Raw genomic sequence first — 16,041 nt, 5'->3', positions numbered from 1 at the left:
CTGCCTCACTTCGTGAAGAACTTGGGCGCGTTCTGCGCGAGGGCGGCGTCCATCGTGCGGGTGAAGTCGCCGGGCTTGATGTCGCCCTGGACGAGCAGCACCAGCTCCTGCTGGAGCCGCGTGTTCGTCGTCGGGTCGAGCTGGGTGTCCCACGGCATGGCGAGCTTGGTGCCGACGCTGTTCGCCTGGTCGACGGCGCGCCGGTAGAGCGGGGTGGCGTCGGACGGAATCGTCGTCTTCACGTTCGCCGTGGGGGACAGCGCGCCCGTCGCCGCGTACGCCGCCGGGTATTTCGCCAGCGCGAACTTGAGGAAGTCGCGGACCAGCGGGTCGAACGTCTTAGCGTTCACGGCCATGCCGATTCCGGAACTGGTGACGAACTCGTTCGGCGCCGTGACCGAATTCGGGACGGTCGGCAGCGTGAAGTAGTCCACGTCCGCGCGGACGGCCGGGTTCAGCTTCGTCGTCGCGAGGCTCGACAGCTCCCAGGTGCCGATGTTGTACATGGCCGCGCCGCCCGAGGTGAACAGGTTCTGCGCGTCGGTGTAGCCCTTCGCGGAGAAACCGTCGGGGAAGCACTTCGCCGCGCCGAGCGCGCCCAGCCAGTTCGCCGCCTTCTGCCCGGCGGGGTCGCCGAACTTGGCGTCGTTGCGCTTCAGCTTCCCGAGGTAGCCGGGGCCCGCCACGCGGAACGGCTGGTAGGCGACGTACCGCTCCAGCGGCCATTGGTCCTGGCCGTCCAGCGCGATCGGCGTGACGCCCGCCCTGCGCAGCGCCGCGCAGGTCGCCGGCATGTCGTCCAGCGACGCCGGGACCTTCACGCCCGCGCGCTTGAACAGCGCCTTGTTGTACCAGAAGAACTCCATCTGGTACTCGAACGGAATGGTGTAGAGCGAGCCGTCGTCGAACCGCTGATAGTCCAGCGCGCTCTTGCGGTAGCTGGTGTAGAGGCCGAGGCTCGTGAGCAGTTTCCCGGCGTCCAGCATCCGGCCCTGCCGCGCGAGCTTCTGCGCGAACGGCGTGGCGTCGGTGTCGAACAGGTCCGGCAGTTTGTTCGCCGCCGCGAGCGTCTCGTACTTCTGGATGAAGGACGGACGGTCGGGCGTGGTGATGAGGTTGAGCGAGAACCCGGGGTGGGATTTCGCGTACTCGTCCGCGAGTTGCCGCATCACCGTGATCACCGTGCCGTTCGCGGGGCGCGACAGCAGCCAGGAGATCCGCCGCGGCTCGACCTTCCCGGCCGGGTTCACGTTCGCGGCGTCGCCGCCGCCCCCGCCGCCGCATCCGGCGAGCGCGGCGGCGGTGATCGCGGCCACCGCCGCGGTGAGCATCTTCTTCATGGGTTCTCCCTTGAACCGGGGGTCTGGCCGTGCTCGGCGCGCCGCCGCACGCGGACGGCGCGGACCGTCGCCGCGCCCTCCCCGGCGAAGACGCCGAGGCGGCCGTGCGGACGGTCGTAGATGCGTGTGCTGAGGACGGTGCGGCGGTCGAGGACCGCCACGCAGAGGTTGCCGTCCAGGACGACGTCGAGGGTGTGCTCGCCGGGCGCGAGGTCGGCCGGGCGCTCCAGCTCGATCGCGAACGGGACGTCCCCGGCGATCTGCCACTGCTCGCGTCCGGGCGCCGTGCGCGGCCACCGGTCGAACACCATGCGCCCGCGCTTCGGCTCCAGCCGGAGGACGTACGACGTGTCTCCGTCCGCGCTCGACCGCAGCAGCAGGCCGCACTCGGTGGTGCCGTCCTCGATCAGCAGCCGGACGGACACGTGGCATCGGGACGGCAGGTCGTCGCGCGAGACCAGGACGTCGTACCCGTCCGGGGCCTCCAGCGCGGCGGGCGCCGCGATGTCGAAGGCGACGTCGGCGCCGAAGCTCGCGAGCAGTTCGGCGGGGAGCGTGAAGGCGAGGGTGCCGTCGGGGTTCTGTAGCGCCTCCAGGACCGACAGCGTGCCCGCCCACTGCCACGCGCCAGAGTCCGTCCGGCCCTCCTTGCTGGCGATCCAGCCGAAGAACAGGCGGCGGCCGTCGCGCGCGGCGGACTTGGCGGCGTAGAACGCGCGGCCGTCCAGCGTGTCGTGCTCGGGAACGATCCACGGGCCGTCCGGGCCGCGCGCCATCCGGTAGCGGGTGGTGAACGACTCGGAGAACTCCGAGTACACCAGGTACCACCAGTCGCCCCACGCGAACACCTCGGGGCACTCGTGGGTGATGTAGCGGCGCGGGTCCCAGAACGGCTTGTCGGGGGTCCAGGTCGCCAGGTCGTCCGACACGCACCGCGCGATGACGCCGCGCCGCCGCTGTGGACCGTTCCGATGGCGGGCCGCGACGAGCATCTGCCACTGGCCGGAGCGCTCGTCCCGGAACACGAACGGGTCGCGCCAGTCGCCGGTCTCGTAGCCGTCGGGGGCGCCGAAGGTGTGCTCGGGGTGCTTGGTCCAGGTGCGCATGCCGTCGGTGCTGGTCGCGTGCATGACGACCTGGACGGGCCGGCCGTCGGCGCCGAGCCGCGCCGGGTTCTGCCCGGTGTAGAAGACGTGGTGCACGCCGTCGTCGTCGCGGACGATGCTGCCGGTGTAGGCGTTGAAGTCGGCGTCGTCGGCCGTGCCGTGCTCCAGCGCCGGGCCGAGGTCGGTGTAGGCGACGAGGTCGCGCGTCGTCACGAGGTGCCAGGACGTCCCCGGACGCGGCGTCGTGCGCCGCTCGTGGAGGTAGTAGAGCCGGAACTCCCCGTCCTGCTCGTAGGGGATGACATCTCCCACCCAGCCGTCGGCGGGCTGGAAGAACACCGAACGCGTCACTGCCTGGGGCCTCTCTGGTAAAACGTTTGAACGGGATCATATGAACTGGGTCACGTTAGGTCAAGCGTTTGATCACACGCTTTGTCCGGACTCGGTTCCCGTTCGTGAGCGTGTCGAGTGGGCCTGTTTAACAGACGCTTTTGTCTGTTAGATTGCTGGCCCCCGAGACCTCCGAACCCCCGTGGAGCGCGCATGCGTCCGGTCCGACTCGCCGCGTCCGTCCTCGCCGCGCTGCTCGCCGTCGCGGCCGGCGGCGTCCCCGCCCTGGCGGCGGCCCCGGAGTACTACCTCGCGGTCGGCGATTCCTTGTCGGTGGGCGCCCAGCCGGGCAAAGGGCCGACCGACGAGGGATATACCGACGACCTCTACGCCGCGCTCCGGAAAAAGCATCCGGACCTGAAGCTCGTGAAACTCGGCTGCGGCGGCGAGACGACCACGACGATGCTCAAGGGCGGAATCTGCACCTATCCCGAAGGCTCCCAAGTCGGCGCCGCCGAAGCGTTCCTGAAAAAGCACGCGGGCGCCGTCCGGTACGTCACCCTGAACATCGGCGCGAACAACACCGGCTGCATGCTGGACGGCGACATCGCGTGCGGTCTCACGGGCATGGCGGCGCTCGTCGCCGAACTGCCGCAGATCGCGTCCCGGCTGCGCGCGGCGGGCGGCGACGGCCCGGCCTACGCGGCGATGACCTACTACGACCCGGGCCTGGCCGCGTGGGTGACGGGTGGCGCGGGCCAGGCCGTCGCCGTCGCGTCGGTCCCGGTCGTGGACATCTTCAACACGTGGGAACAGGCCGTCTATCTCCTGAACGGCTACAAGGTCGCCGACGTCAACGCCGCTTTCTCCACCCACGACTTCACGACGAAGGCGACCGTCGCCCCGTACGGAACGATTCCGCTGAACGTCGCGCGCATCTGCACCTGGACCTATCAATGCACCGACGGCGACGGTCACGCGACGCCGCCCGGATATCAGCGGATCGCGGACACGTTCGAACACGTCCTTTCCTGAGGGAAACCGCGCGGCCGAGGCGAACGTCCAACTTTCATGGACGACATCGGCCTCCATGAGGCGGCCTATCTCTGCGGCGGCCCCGAGCGCGTCGCGGTCGCCGCGCTGGTCGCGCTCGCCGCCGCCGGACGAATCCGGATCACGCCCGGCCGCCACCGCGTGTCCGTGCTGGTCCGCGAGCCCGACGGCCCGGTGGAGGCCGCCGTCCTGGACGCCGTCCCGGACGCGGGCCGGGTGCTCGGCGCGGCGGTACGCGACGTCGCCGGATCGCCCGCCGTCGCGGCCGTGCGGGACGCGCTGCGCGCGGACGGCCTCATCGCCCGCCACCGCGTCCCCGGCCTGCCGACCCTGACCGCGAAGGGCCGCCGCCTGCGCCGAGCACTCACCGAGGAGCCGCCCGCCGGGCTCCGCGTGGCCGTCCTCGGCCCGGACGCCATCGCCGACGACAAGCTCCGCCGCACGTTCACCACCCCCGACCCGCCCCCGGCGAGTTCCCTGCTGCCCAAGCGCGAGCGCGGCGGCGAGCACTGCGGCGAGTACAGCGCGCCCGACCGATCCCTCGACTACGGCGGCACGGCGGGCGGCGACACGTACTGACCGGCCGCGTCATCGGTCGGATGACTGACACGACGCGCGGCCGGACGGGGCAGTCGTTCGACCGATGCCGCCGCCGCGGCCGGACGCTTCGATGAGGGCGGGACCGGCCGCGGCCGGCCCCGCGGGCCGCGCCGCCACCTCGGCGCGGTCCGCCCGGCACGCGATCGAGAGGGATCACGGTGCATCACCTGACGAAGACCGGACGGACGCTCGCGGCGGCGGCGACGGCGGTCCTGCTGGCCGCCGGCCTCGGCACCACCGCGCACGCCGCCCCGAAGCCCCGGCCGCGCACGCTCGGCGCCTTCAAGTTCGGCACCACCTTCAGCCACAAGAAGGTGGCGGGCCTGACCACCGGGAAGATGCCCGCCTCCTCGGCCCGGCAATTCCTCGAGCTGAAGAAGCCGCGCTTCAAATCCGCGCAGCGCGGCGGGAAGACGGTGAGCGCGGCGGAGACGCCGTGGACCGGCTCCTGGCACATGGACTGGGGCGTCTTCCCGACCGTCGAGGTGTACGGCGCGGCGGCGCTCCATAGCGTCAACCCCTCGATCGTCCTGCCCACCGGGCACCCGGACAGCATCTACGCACCGACGCTGCTGCCCTCCAACCGGAGCTGCATCGAGATGGTGACCACCTATCTCGGCGGTCGCGACTCGGTGTCGGCGTGGGACTGGTGCAGGTCCAGCCCCGGCTGGAGCGTCGGCGTCACCGTGGACAGCGCGTTCACCTCCACCTACACCGCCCTGTCAGCGGGCCACCCCGTCTACGCGGTCCAGACGCTGCTGACCAACGCCGCGTCCAAGACCTGGACGTCCTATCTCTGGAACTTCACGACCTCGTCGTGGGACACCTTCTTCAGCAGTTCGGGCACCACGCCGTTCCCCGCGGAGGTCGGCGGCTGGGACATGTGGGAGGTCTACACCGACTACGACTCGGGGACGCATCAGGGCGCCTTCTGCGACGACACGCGCGGCGCGGTCTGGGAGACCTCGGCCCTCTCCTACGCGACGAGCGTCGGCGCGGCGCCGACCGTCTCGGCGACCACGTCCAACTCCGTCCAGCCCGCGGTGCCCGGCGACGACGGCGGCTGCGACAGCCCGGCGCTGACGCGTCAGCTCGTCTACCCCAACAGCCAGTGGCGGGTCAGCAACTAGGACCCCGGGCCCGGCTCGGACCGGGCGGCCAGGGCGTCGCGCAGCGCGGCGCGGGTCGCGACGCCGAGCTTGGGGAAGATCCGGTAGAGGTGGGCGCCGACGGTGCGGGGGCTCAGGAACAGCTTCTCCCCGATCTGCCGGTTGGTCAGCCCGGCGGCGGCCAGCGCCGCGACCTCCTCCTCCCGCGCGGTGAGCCCGCCGACCGCGCGGGCCCGGCCCGACGCGCCCAGCTCGCGGCGCGCGCGGTCGGCCCAGGGCCGCGCGCCGAGGCGTTCGAAGACGTCGAGCGCCTCGGCGAGCTGGTCGCGGGCCGGGCGGGGGCGCGCGGCGGCGGCCCGGCGCAGCCGCTCGCCGTAGGCCAGGCGAACGCGGGCGTGGTCGAACGGCCACCGCTCGGCGCCCGGCCCGGCGAGCACCCGCTCGAACAGCGCGCCGAACGCGTCCTCGGGCGCGGTCATCGCGGACGCGCCGCCCGCGAGCAGGGCCAGCCGCGGCGACAGCGCCGCGACCCCGGCGGCGTCCAGGGCGGCGGCGTGCGCCCGCGCCGCGGCGTCCCGGCCCGTCCGGACGGCGGCCTCGACCAGGTCGAAGCACACCCACAGCGCCTGCGGCGTGCGCGCGGGCAGCCGGCCGGGCGGGGCGACGGAGGCGGCGTGCCGGTAGGCGTCCTCGACGTCGCCCCGGCCGAGGGCGGCCAGCGCGTGGACGTGCGCGCAGTAGTGGTCGGCGGACAGGATCCGGCGCGGCGCGGTCCACGCCCGGATCCGCTCGGTCAGGGCGGTCGCCGCCGCGTCGTCGCCCCGGACGGCCGCCAGCAGGGCGAGCTGGTAGCGGGCGGACCAGGCGAGCAGGTGGTAGCCGTGCTCCTCGCACACGCCGAGCGCCTCGTCGGCGAGCGCCCGCGACCGCTCCCACCGGCCGTCGTGGAACGCCTCCAGCGCGAGCGCGACGAGCGCGTTGATGGACGGAGTGGGCGCGCTCCCCGCCCGGCCGAGGTCCACGACGCGGGCGAGCGCGTCGCGGCACGCGGAGACCCGGTCGATGAAGACTCCGGCCAAGCCGACCCGGATGATGTGCTCGGGGTCGGTCTGCTCCCGCAGGCCGGCGATGGCCGCGTCGAGCCGCCGCAGGGACGCGGGCGTCGCGGCGACGGGATCGGCGAACAGCGCGCCGCACAGCTCCAGCGCGGGCGGAAGCGGGCGCGGGGCGGTCTTCAGCGCGTCCTCGAACGCGGGCCACAGCTCGGGCCGGCCGCCGTAGACGCAGACGAGCAGCAGCATGTGCAGCGCCTCGAACAGGTCCGCGCGGTCGTGCGCGGACGTCTCGATCGCGCCGGCGAGCAGGCGGTGGGCGAGCTGGATCTCGCCGTCCCCGTTCAGGAGCAGGAACGCCGCCGCGACCGTCGCGCGCAGGGACGCCGCCACCGCGGGATCGGCCCGGCGCGCGTCCGACAGCAGCCCGGCGGCCTCGCGCAGCCGTCCGCCGAGGTTCGCGCCGACGTAGGCGGCGCTGGTGAGGCGCCGGGCGCGGTCGCCGACGCCCGGGCTCAGCTCGGCCGCGCGGACCAGCGCGGCGACCGCGCCGCCCGCGTCGCCCCGGCGCAGCGCGGGGAGCGCGGCCCGCTCCAGCCGCCCGGCGATGCCCTCGTCCGGTCCCGCCGCGGCCTCGGCCGCGTGCCGGGCGCCGCGCTCGGGATCGCCGGCCAGCGCGGCGGCCAGCCGGCCGTGCGCCGCGCGCCGCTCCGCCAGCGTCGCCGCCGCCACCACCGCCGACCCGATCAGCGGGTGGCGGAACCGCAGGCGACCGTCGCCGTCCACCCGGACGAGCCGGGCGCGCTCGGCCGGCCCGAGGTCGGCGAGGTCGGCGGCGCCCGCGGCCCGCTGGAGCACGCCGGGGTCCCCGCCGCCGTCGAGCGCGGCGAGCAGCAGCAGCGCGCGGGTCGCGGGGCCGAGGTCGGCGAGCCGCGCCGCGAAGACCGCTTGGAGCCGTCCGGTCAGCGGGAGGACGCCCGGCGGCGCGCCCGGCCGGTCGTCCAGCGCGGCGGGCAGCTCCAGCAGCGCCAGCGGGTTGCCGCGCGCGGCGCCGAGGACGCGGCGCCGCGCGCCGGAGGAGAGCCGGGGGAACCGCGCCCGCAGCAGCCCGGCCGCGGACGGCTCGTCCAGCGGCGCCACCTCGTGCCGGGGCAGCCCGCTCGCGTCGAAAAAGCCGCCGGCCTCCGTCCGCGCGGCGGCCAACACCCCGACGCGGGCGCCGACGAGCCGTCGCGCGACGAAGCCCAGCGCGGCGGCGCTCGGCCGGTCCAGCCACTGCACGTCGTCCACGACGACGAGGAGGGGTCCGGTCGCGGCGGCGTCCCGCAGCAGCCGCAGCGCGGCGGTGAGGACGAGCAGCCGCTCGGGCGGGTCCCCGGCGTCCAGGCCGAGGGCGACGTTCAGCGCGTCCCGGTGCGCGGCGGGCAGCCCGCCGCGCAGCCCGGCGAGCGGCAGGAGGAGCTGGTTCAGGCCCGCGAACCCGAGGTCGGTCTCGAACTCGACGCCGGAAGCGCGCAGCACGGTGGCGCCCGCCGCGTCCGCCAGCGCGGCGGCCCGGTCCAGCAGCGCCGTCTTGCCGACCCCGGCCTCGCCCGACAGGACCAGCGCGCGGCCGTCGGCGGCGGCGCCGGAGAGGAACGCGCGCAGGAGATCCAGGTCCGCCGTCCGGCCGACGAGCGCGGGGTCGCCGTCCGGCGGGCGGGGGAGGCTCATGCGGGCCTCCGGTGCCGGCGGCGGACGGGACGCGGACAGGCTACCGACGGTGGGGATCGACCGGTTCGTGGTGGTTCTGAGAGGTGCGCCACAGCGGCCGGCGGGTTGCGATGCGCTCCGCAGAGCGTTGACGATCTTCCCGATTTTTCCTACTATTTAGGTAGGTAATACTCGATGGAGAGGTCACGCCCATGCTTCGCGCACGCCGTCCGGCAGGCCCGGCCCTCGCCGCCACCGCCGCCCTCGCCGCCGTCCTCGGGCTGGCCGGATGTGGCGGCACCGACGCTTCGGGCGGCACCGGTTCGGGCGCCCCGGTGCGCGGCGGGACGCTCGTCTACGCCGTCAACACCGAGCCGATCAACCTCGACCCGCACGCCAGCCCGCAGGACATCACCGGCCTGTTCACCCGGCCCGCGCTGGACTCGCTCGTCGCGCTGGACGCCAAGGGCGGCGTCCACCCCTGGCTCGCGACCGCGTGGAAGATCTCCGCCGACCAGAAGACTTACACGTTCACCCTGCGCACCGGCGTGAAGTTCACCGACGGCACCCCGTTCGACGCCGCCGCCGTGAAGGCCAACCTCGACCACATCGTCGACCCGAAGACGAAGTCGCAGCTCGCGGCCGGGTTCATCACGCCCTACACCGGCACGACCGTCGTGGACGACCACACCGTGCGCGTGAACTTCTCGCGTCCGCACTCGCCGTTCCTCGCCGCGCTCGCCACCGCCTACTTCGGCATCGAGTCGCCCGCGTCGCTGAAGAAGGGGCCCGACTACCTGGCGCGGCACGTCGTCGGCACCGGGCCGTTCGTCATCGACGCGTTCACCCCGCACCAGAGCATCACCTACCACCGCAACCCGGACTACAACTGGGGTCCCGAGGGCGCGGCCCACACCGGCCCGGCGTACCTGGACAAGCTCCAGATCAAGATCCTCACCGAGGACTCGGTGCGGCTCGGCGCGCTCACCAGCGGCCAGGTGGACGGCATCGCCAGCGTCCCGCCCGCCAACGTCAAGCAGGTCAAGGCCAACCCGAAGCTGACGATCCTGACGCGCGAGGCGCCGGGCGGGAACTACAACTACTACCCGAACACCGCGTCCGGGGTCTTCACCGACGTCCGCGTCCGGCAGGCGTTCCGCGCGGGCATCGACTTCCGCACGATCGTGCGGAAGCTCTACTTCGGAACGTTCTCGCCGGCGTCCAGCCCGATCGCCCCGAACACCGTCGGCTACGACGCCTCGACCGAGAACCTCGGCAAGTACGACCCGGCGCAGGCCGCGCGGCTCCTGGACGCGGCTGGCTGGACGGGCCGCGACGCGCAGGGCTACCGCACCAAGGACGGCAAGCGCCTCGTCGTCCGCTGGTCCTTCGCCAAGGCGTTCGCGCGCGAGCAGCGCGACGTCCTCGCCGTCCAGGTGCAGGCCGAGGCGAAGAAGCTCGGCATCGAGATCCGGTTCGCGGACGGGACGATCACCGAGCTGATCGCCCGCCAGGTCAAGGGCGACTACGACCTCGCCGACTTCAGCTGGCAGCGCGCGGACGGCGACGCGCTGCGCAACCTGTTCGCGTCCGCCAGCATCTCGACCCCGCGCAGCTTCGGCCAGAACTCGGCCCGCTACAAGAACCCGGAGGTGGACGGCTGGCTGAACGCCGCCCTCGCCACCACCGACCTCGCGCAGCGGTCCGCGCTGTACGCGAAGGTGCAGCAGAAGGTGCTGGCGGACGGCGCGGTCTTCCCCGTCTACGTCTTCGACTACCTGCTCGGCGCCAACAAGCGCGCCCACGGCATCGCCTGGGAGCCGCAGGCCTACCCGACGTTCTACGACGCCTGGGTGACCGGGAAGTGAGCCGCCGGGTCGTCCGGACGGTGCTCGTCCGGCTCGGGACGTCGCTGCTGGTGCTGTGGGGCGCGGTGACGGCGGCGTTCGTCGCCCTGCACCTCACGCCCGGCAGCGTCGTCGACGCGCTGATCGGCTCCAACACCGTGACGCCGCAGGTCCGGGCGCAGATCATCGCCGACTACGGGTTGGACCGGCCGCTGTGGCGGCAGTACCTCGCCTATCTCGGCCGGATCCTGCACGGCGACCTCGGGCGTTCGTACCAGCTCCACGAGTCGGTGGCGTCGGCGCTCGGCTCGCAGCTCGCGCCGTCGCTCCAGCTCACGCTGGTCGCGATCGGCCTCGCGCTGCTGGTCTCGACGCCGCTCGCGCTGTTCACCGCGCGGCGCCGCCGCTGGGTCCGCGCGCTGTCGTCGGGGATCGAGCTGGTCGGCGTCTCGATCCCGACGTTCTGGGCGGCGATCCTGCTGCTGACGGTGTTCTCGTTCCGGCTCGGCTGGTTCCCGGCGGCGGGCGCCACCGGGTTCGGCGGGCTCGTCCTGCCCGCCGTCGCGGTCGCGATCCCGGTGACGGCGCTGCTCACCCAGGTCACGCGGGAGGGGCTGGAACGCGTCCTGGAGGAACCGTTCGTGCTGACCGCCCGCGCCCGGGGCATGTCGGACGCGGGCGTCCGCACGCGGCACGCCCTCCGGCACGCCGCCCTCCCGGCCGTGACGTTCGCGGGCTGGCTGTTCGGGCTGATGCTCGGCGCGCTCGTCCCGGTCGAGCAGATCTTCTCCCGGCCCGGCCTCGGGCAGCTCCTGCTCACGGCCGTCGGCGGCAAGGACCTGCCGATCGTGATGGGCGTCGTGCTGTTCACCGCCCTGGTCTACGTCGTGGTCAGCAGCGCGCTCGACGTGCTGTACCTCGTCATCGACCCGCGCCTGCGGGGGGCCGCGCGATGACGGTCCTCGCCGTCGCGGCGCCCGCGCGGACCGGCCGCAGGTTCCGGCCGGGCGTGTGGGGCGCCGCGCTGTTCCTCGCGCTCATCGCGCTCGCCGCCGTCGCGCCGGGCCTGCTCGTCCACGGCGGCCCGGGCGACGCCAACGCGCTCGACGCGCTCACCGGCCCGAGCGCCGCGCACCCGTTCGGGACCGACGCCAACGGCCGCGACGTCCTCACCCGCGTCGTCTACGGCGCGCGGCCGTCGCTGCTGGCCGGGCTCGGCGCGACCGGGCTCGGCGTCGCGGCCGGGTCGCTGCTCGGGCTGCTCGCCGCGCTCGGCGGCCGGGTCGCCGACGAGGTCGTCATGCGGTTCATGGACGTCGTCCTGTCGCTGCCGACGCTGCTGCTCGCGCTGCTCGTCCTGACGATCACCGGTCCCGGCACGCTCAACTCGATCTACGCCATCGCGCTCTACACCGCGCCGAGCTACGCGCGGCTCGTGCGCGTCCAGGCGATGGTCATCCGGCGGTCGGGGTTCGTGGAGGCGGCGACGTCCCTCGGCCTGACCCGGGCGCGCGTCATTTCCCGGCACCTGCTGCCGAACGCGTTCGCGCCGCTGTTCGTGCTGGCCACGATGGAGGTCGGGCTCGCGATCGTCGCCGCGTCGTCGCTGAGCTTCCTCGGCCTCGGGCCGCGCCCGCCCGCGCCGGAGTGGGGCGCGATGCTCTCGGCGGGCCGCGACTACTTCTCGGTCGCGTGGTGGACGGCCGTCTTCCCGGGCCTCGCGATCACGCTGACCGTCCTGTCCGTCACGGTCGCCGGACGGCGGCTCCAGCTCCGGAGCGAGGGGAGATCCGCGTGAGCGGGCCACTGGTCGAGGTCGCCGGGCTGGAGGTCGCGTTCGGCGACGTCCGGGCCGTCCGGGACGTGTCGTTCACCATCGGGCCCGGCGAGTGCGTCGCGCTCGTCGGCGAGTCGGGGTCGGGCAAGAGCGTCACGGCCCGCACGCTGCTCGGCCTCACCGGCGACGGCGCCGACGTCCGCGCGGCCACGCTGCGCATCGACGGCGCCGACGCGACCGGGTTCACCGAGCGGCGCTGGCGCGCGGTGCGCGGCACGAAGATCGGCTACGTCCTCCAGGACGCGCTGGTCTCGCTGGACCCGCTGCGCCCGGTCGGCCACGAGATCGCCGAGGCCCTGACCCTGCACCGGAGCCTGACGCGCGCCGAGCGGACGGCCCGCGTCGTGGAGCTGCTGCGCGCGGCGGGCGTCCCCGAGCCCGAGCGCCGCGCCCGGCAGCGCCCGCACGAGCTGTCGGGCGGGCTGCGGCAGCGGGCGCTCATCGCGTCCGCGCTGGCCTGCGACCCCGCGCTGCTCATCGCCGACGAGCCGACCACCGCGCTCGACGTCACCGTGCAGGCGCAGATCCTGCGGCTGCTCGCCGAGCGCCGCGCGGCCGGGACGGCGCTGCTGCTCATCAGCCACGACCTCGCCGTCGTCGCCGAGCTGGCCGACCGCGTCCTCGTGATGAAGGACGGACGCGTCGTCGAGGAGGGGCCGGTGCGCGACGTCCTCACCGCCCCCGCCCACGCCTACACGCGGACGCTGCTGGACGCCGTCCCGAGCACCCCGAAACCGGCCCCCGCCCGGCCGCCGGGCGAGGTCGTCCTCGCGGCGCGCGGCCTGGTCAAGGACTTCAAGGACCGCCGCGCCGTGGACGACGTGTCGTTCGAGCTGCGCGCGGGGGAGACGCTCGGCATCGTCGGCGAGTCCGGGTCGGGCAAGACCACGACGGCCCGGCTCGTCCTCGGCCTGCTCGACCCCGACGCGGGCGAGGCCGCCGTGGACGGCCGTCCCTGGCACGGGCTCACCGCCAAGGAGCGCCGGGAGCTGCGGCGGCACGTCCAGGTCGTCTACCAGGACCCGCTCGGCTCGTTCGACCCCCGCTTCACCGTCCGCCGCGTCCTGGACGAGGCGCTGGAGGTCGGCGGCGCGCCCCGCCGCGCCCGCCGCGACCGGGCCGTCGAACTGCTCGAACGCGTCGGGCTCGACGCGTCCGTCCTGGACCGCCGGCCGCTGCGGCTGTCGGGCGGGCAGCGCCAGCGCGTCGCCATCGCCCGCGCGCTCGCCCCGGGACCGCGCGTGCTCGTGTGCGACGAGCCGGTCTCCGCGCTCGACGTGTCGGTGCAGGCGCAGGTGCTGGACCTGCTCGCCGGGCTGCAGGACGACCTCGGCGTCGCCTACCTGTTCATCTCCCACCACCTCGGCGTGATCCGCCGGGTCAGCGACCGGGTGCTCGTCCTCAAGGACGGCCGGGTCGTCGAGGCCGGCGACGCCCGCCGGGTCCTCACCGAGCCCCGCGCGGACTACACGCGGGAACTGCTGGCCGCCGTCCCGACGCTGCCCAGCGCCGAACCGGCGCACTAAGGAGAGTCCGAATGCCCAGACAGATCCATCTCGCGGCGCACTTCCCGGGCGTCAACAACACGACGGTCTGGTCCGACCCGCGCTCGGGGAGCCAGATCGACTTCGCCTCGTTCGTCCACCTGGCGCGGACGGCCGAGCGCGCCAAGTTCGACTTCTTCTTCCTCGCCGAGGGCCTGCGGCTGCGCGAGCTGAAGGGCCGCATCCACGACCTCGACGTCGCCGGACGGCCCGAGTCGCTGACCGTCCTGTCCGCGCTCGCCGCCGTGACGACGCATCTCGGCCTGGCGGCGACCGTCAACTCGACGTTCAACGAGCCCTACGAGGTCGCGCGGCGGCTCGCGTCGCTGGACCACCTCAGCGGCGGGCGCGCCGCGTGGAACGTCGTGACGAGCTACGACGCGTTCACCGGCGAGAACTTCCGGCGCGGCGGCTTCCTGGACGAGGCCGACCGCTACACCCGCGCCGCCGAGTTCCTGCGAACGGCCCGCGAACTCTGGGACTCCTGGACCGACCGCGACCTGCTCGCCGACCCCGCCGCCGGGCAGTTCGTCCGCGAGGGCGCGGGCGAGTTCGCCCACCACGGCCGCCATTTCGACATCCACGGCCGCTTCGCCACGCCGCGCGGGCCGCAGGGCCATCCAGTGATCATCCAGGCGGGCGACTCCGACGAGGGACGCGAGTTCGCCGCCCGCGACGCCGACGTCATCTTCAGCCGCCACAGCACGCTGGAGGACGGCCGCGCGTTCTACAAGGACGTCAAGAGCCGCCTCGCCAAGTACGGCCGCGGGCCCGACGAGCTGAAGATCCTCCCGGCCGTCACCTACGTCCTCGGCGACACCGACGAGGACGCCGCCGAGCGCGCCGCCGAGATCCGCCGCGCCCAGGTCTCCCCGCAGACCGCCATCGCGTTCCTGGAGGCGGTGTGGGGACGCGACCTGTCCGGCTACGACCCCGACGGCCCGCTCCCCGACGTCGAGCCCGACCTCGGCGAGGGCGTGTCCAAGGGCCGCGCCCAGTTCCGCGGCGACCGCGCCGCGACCGTCCGGCAGTGGCGCGCGCTCGCCGAGGAGCGCGGGCTCAGCATCCGCGAACTCGCCATCGAGACGACCGCGCGGCAGACGTTCGTCGGCACGGCCCGCACGGTCGCCGACCGCATCGACGAGTTCGTCCAGACCGACGCCGCCGACGGGTTCATCTTCGTCCCGCACCTGACCCCGGGCGGGCTGGACGACCTCGCCGAGCACGTCGTCCCGCTGCTCCAGGAGAAGGGCGTGTTCCGCGCCGACTACACCGGGCCGACGCTGCGCGACCACCTCGGGCTCGGCCCGGCCCGCACCGCTGAGGAGACCTCGTGACCCACCTCCACCTCGCCGTCGCGCTGGACGGCACCGGCTGGCACCCCGCGTCCTGGCGCGAGCCCGGCGCCCGTCCCGGCGACGTCTTCACCGCCGGCTACTGGACCGACCTCGTGCGGGAGGCCGAGCGCGCCGCCCTCGACCTCGTCACGCTGGAGGACGGCCTCGGCCCCCAGTCGTCGGTCCCGCTCGCCTTCGACCACCGCACCGACCAGGTCCGCGGACGGCTCGACGCGGTGCTCATCGCCGCCCGCGTCGCGCCCACGACGACGCGCATCGGGATCGTCCCGACGACCAGCACCACCCACACCGAGCCGTTCCACGTCGGCATCGGGATCGCGTCGCTGGACTTCGTCAGCCGGGGCCGCGCGGGCTGGCGCCCGCAGATCTCCCCGCGCGCCGCCGAGGCCGCCCACTTCGGCCGCCGCGTCCTGCCCGAGCTGGCGCCCGCCGACTTCGGCACGCCCGAGGCCGAGGCGTTCGTGGCCGGGCTGCTCACCGAGGCCGGCGACCACGTCGAGGTCGTCCGGCGGCTCTGGGACAGCTGGGAGGACGACGCCGAGATCCGCGACGCCGCCACCGGCCGCTTCCTGGACCGCGACAAACTGCACTACATCGACTTCGAGGGCGAGTTCTTCAGCGTCCGGGGGCCGTCGATCACGCCGCGTCCGCCGCAGGGCCAGCCGCTCGTCACGGCCCTCGCCCACAGCGCGCCGATCTACCGGTTCGCGGCGCGCGGCGCGGACGTCGTGTTCGTGACGCCGCACGGGCGCGACGAGGCCGCGTCCATCACCGCCGAGGTCCGCGCGGCCGAGGCGGAGACCGGACGGACCGGCGCCCCGCTCACCGTCCTCGGCGACCTCGTCGTGTTCCTGGACGACGAGCCCGGCGCCGCCGCGGCCCGGCTCGCCCGCCTGGACCGCGTCGACCCGCTCGCCTCCGACGCCGAGATCTTCGCCGGGACGCCCGCCGAACTCGCCGACCTGCTCCTGGACTGGAGCGCCGCCGGGCTCGCCGGGTTCCGGCTGCGGCCGGGCGTCCTCCCGCACGACCTCACCGCGATCGCCGACGGGCTCGTGCCCGAGCTGCGGCGGCGCGGCGCGTTCCGCGACGCCTACGCCGAGGACACGCTGCGCGCCCGCTTCGGCCTGCCCCGGCCCGCCAACCGGTACGCGGCGGCGCCATGACGGGGGC

General features: G+C 74.3%; 11 protein-coding genes and 1 pseudogene. 9 read left to right on the top strand and 3 right to left on the bottom strand.

The features are described 5' to 3' along the window. Positions 1-5: 5 nt before the first annotated feature. Both GQ466_RS30120 and GQ466_RS33025 read right to left on the bottom strand, forming a co-directional pair. Positions 6-1,340 (bottom strand): ABC transporter substrate-binding protein, encoded by a 1,335-nt coding sequence (locus GQ466_RS30120; RefSeq protein WP_161106476.1) that lies wholly within the window; start codon positions 1,338-1,340, stop codon positions 6-8. Then, positions 1,337-2,797 carry a family 43 glycosylhydrolase gene (locus tag GQ466_RS33025; RefSeq protein ID WP_161106475.1) on the bottom strand — a complete coding sequence of 487 codons (1,461 nt, stop codon included), beginning with the start codon at positions 2,795-2,797 and terminating at the stop codon, positions 1,337-1,339. The genes GQ466_RS30120 and GQ466_RS33025 overlap by 4 nt, the downstream gene beginning before the upstream one ends. A gap of 192 nt (positions 2,798-2,989) precedes the next feature. Here GQ466_RS33025 and GQ466_RS30110 point away from each other — a divergent pair, with 192 nt between their 5' ends. The 3 genes and pseudogenes from GQ466_RS30110 to GQ466_RS30100 all read left to right on the top strand — a co-directional run bounded on the left by GQ466_RS30110 (position 2,990) and on the right by GQ466_RS30100 (position 5,559). Next, entirely contained in the window at positions 2,990-3,811 is an 822-nt protein-coding gene (locus tag GQ466_RS30110; RefSeq protein ID WP_161106474.1) for an SGNH/GDSL hydrolase family protein, read from the top strand. Between the two features lie 24 nt (positions 3,812-3,835). Then, positions 3,836-4,408 (top strand): annotated as a pseudogene (locus GQ466_RS30105) (TIGR04222 domain-containing membrane protein); the annotation flags it as partial. Positions 4,409-4,587: 179 nt separating this feature from the next. Then, a complete protein-coding gene (locus GQ466_RS30100; protein ID WP_161106472.1) occupies positions 4,588-5,559 on the top strand; it encodes a hypothetical protein in 972 nt (323 codons plus the stop codon). On the opposite strand, the gene GQ466_RS30095 is transcribed toward GQ466_RS30100, so the two are convergent. Next, the gene (locus GQ466_RS30095) at positions 5,556-8,303 is read right to left on the bottom strand and encodes a helix-turn-helix transcriptional regulator (RefSeq protein ID WP_161106471.1); all 2,748 of its coding nucleotides are present in this window, start codon (positions 8,301-8,303) and stop codon (positions 5,556-5,558) included. The genes GQ466_RS30100 and GQ466_RS30095 overlap by 4 nt on opposite strands. A 191-nt stretch (positions 8,304-8,494) precedes the next feature. Here GQ466_RS30095 and GQ466_RS30090 point away from each other — a divergent pair, with 191 nt between their 5' ends. From GQ466_RS30090 to GQ466_RS30065, 6 genes are read left to right on the top strand one after another with little or no spacing between them, the layout of a single operon-like run. Then, a complete protein-coding gene (locus tag GQ466_RS30090) occupies positions 8,495-10,150 on the top strand; it encodes an ABC transporter substrate-binding protein (protein ID WP_161106470.1) in 1,656 nt (551 codons plus the stop codon). Next, complete coding sequence (locus tag GQ466_RS30085; protein ID WP_337193681.1) at positions 10,147-11,085, top strand: ABC transporter permease; 939 nt, start codon at positions 10,147-10,149, stop codon at positions 11,083-11,085. Before GQ466_RS30090 ends, GQ466_RS30085 begins: the two co-directional genes overlap by 4 nt. Beyond that, positions 11,082-11,927 (top strand): ABC transporter permease, encoded by an 846-nt coding sequence (locus GQ466_RS30080; protein ID WP_161106469.1) that lies wholly within the window; start codon positions 11,082-11,084, stop codon positions 11,925-11,927. Before GQ466_RS30085 ends, GQ466_RS30080 begins: the two co-directional genes overlap by 4 nt. Further along, positions 11,924-13,492: a dipeptide ABC transporter ATP-binding protein gene (locus GQ466_RS30075; protein WP_161106468.1), complete on the top strand. Its 1,569-nt coding sequence runs from the start codon at positions 11,924-11,926 to the stop codon at positions 13,490-13,492. Before GQ466_RS30080 ends, GQ466_RS30075 begins: the two co-directional genes overlap by 4 nt. Positions 13,493-13,503: 11 nt before the next feature. Beyond that, on the top strand, positions 13,504-14,847 hold the full coding sequence (locus GQ466_RS30070) for an NtaA/DmoA family FMN-dependent monooxygenase (protein WP_161106467.1): 1,344 nt from the start codon (positions 13,504-13,506) through the stop codon (positions 14,845-14,847). Next, positions 14,844-16,034, top strand: a complete 1,191-nt coding sequence (locus GQ466_RS30065) for an LLM class flavin-dependent oxidoreductase (RefSeq protein WP_161106466.1) — start codon at positions 14,844-14,846, stop codon at positions 16,032-16,034. The genes GQ466_RS30070 and GQ466_RS30065 overlap by 4 nt, the downstream gene beginning before the upstream one ends. The last annotated feature ends 7 nt before the right edge of the window (positions 16,035-16,041 follow it).

It is taken from the genome of Actinomadura rayongensis (assembly GCF_009831215.1).
GTDB classification, from domain to species: domain Bacteria; phylum Actinomycetota; class Actinomycetes; order Streptosporangiales; family Streptosporangiaceae; genus Spirillospora; species Spirillospora rayongensis.
The sequence above is the reverse complement of the archived record's forward strand: the minus strand, read 5'-3'. Positions and strand labels throughout refer to the sequence as shown.